The 1,579-nt window shown below is 66.5% G+C and carries 1 pseudogene; it reads right to left on the reverse strand.

Features of this window, described 5'->3' with window-relative positions:
• Positions 1-1,579, reverse strand: a pseudogene (locus ACWD3D_RS36810) (hypothetical protein); the annotation flags it as partial.

The following is a 1,579-nucleotide window of genomic DNA, read 5'->3' on the forward strand; positions in this document are numbered from 1 at the left end:
CCGCCGTTCTGGTCTTCCAGCAGGCTCCGCTTTTCGAGGCGGATGAGCTGGACGACTCCTTCGGTGGGATCGACGTTGGGCATTTTCACCCGGGTGAGCACTTCATAGGTGAAGACGTGCTGGGCGATCATGCTGCGCAGGTAGATCGCGTGATCTTGCAGGTATTCCGGGTCGAAGCGCGTGAGGGGATATTCTCGGCCGTCCAACTCCAAAGCGTCGTGCCGAAGGTCCCTGTCCAAGCCGGCCATGTAGTACCCACCGCCCCGATTCGGTGGGCGGAAGTGGCTGATCAGCACCTTGAACCGTTGGGGTTCGGTGTTGATCGATCCGCCCGCCTGTTCGTCGGCCCAGGCGGTCAGCCAGTGGCTGTCTCCGCCGACTCCGTCCAGCCAGGTGTGGAACTCGGCGGACACACCGTCAGCGCCCCGCAGGGAACCGCCGATGGGGCCGGTCATGTCGGCGGGATCGACCAGGGCCCACGGTGTGTCCTCGGGGTCCTGCACGTCGTTCTGCCGCTGCCAGTCGGGGTTGCTGACGAGTTCGCGGGGGAGTCGGTCGAGCAGACCGTGTTCTGTCAGGAGCATCTGTACGCGGAGGAACTCAACTCGGTACTCGGGTCGCCAGCCGTCGTCCTTGAGGAGGGTGTTGGTCTTCAACAGGCGTTCCGCTGAGTCCCGTTCGCTACCGGGTGCGTTGTCGTCGGCCCGTACGTACTCGGCCCGTTCGATGACGAGGTCGAGGTACTTGTCGGCCGGTTCCATCACGGCGTCGAAGGCGGCGAAGCCGTCCCAGGAGTCGCTCCACTCGGCTGCTGCCGGATGGTGCTCCGGGTACTTGAGCGGGACCGTCAGGCCTCGTCGGGTGTCGGTGACCACGGCGAAGGATTCCATCGGGGGTGCCAGCGACCACAGGGTCTGTGCGTTGAACGGCCCCTCGGGGAGGTTGTCCGGAAGAACGTAGGTGACCAGGGACGATGCGTCGAACGGCGTGCTCTGCTCTGCCTCGTCGTCCTGCGCGGGTTCGGGCGAGGGCGGTGACTGCACGGGACTCGGCGCGGAGACGGGGGGCTGTGCCCACGTGGAGCGTGGTGCCGTGGACGGGCCGGACGGGGTCGGGAGGGGTGCGTCCCAGTCGGTGTCGTCGGAGTCGGCTGCGTCCGAGTCGGAGTCGGAGTTTTGTCGGCGGAGTCCGGGTGGTATCGGGAGCATGCGGGGGGCGACGGCGTCGGCGTCCCGTTGCGTGGTGTTGTCGTCGCTCTCGGGCCCGAGGGGTTGGGAGACGGGGTCGATCCAGGTGTGCTTGCGGGCGGATGCGGTGCCGGCGTTGCGGGCTTGTTTCCAGTTGCCGTTGCCGTTGCTGTGCTGGATGTCGGTGTTGCCGATGAGGGTGGCGAGGAGTTGGAGGTGGCGTTGGCGTAGTTGGGCTTGGGGGAGTGCGTCGGGTGGGGGTTGGTGGTAGTTGCCGAGGAGGCTTCCCTTGATGTTGGGGCGGTGGGGGACGGTGTCGTCCTGGTATTCGTCGCGGAGGCCGAGTTGGTGGCCGAGTTCGTGGGCGTAGTCGATGGGGTTGGCGTCGTGGT

This window comes from Streptomyces sp. NPDC002690, assembly GCF_053592415.1.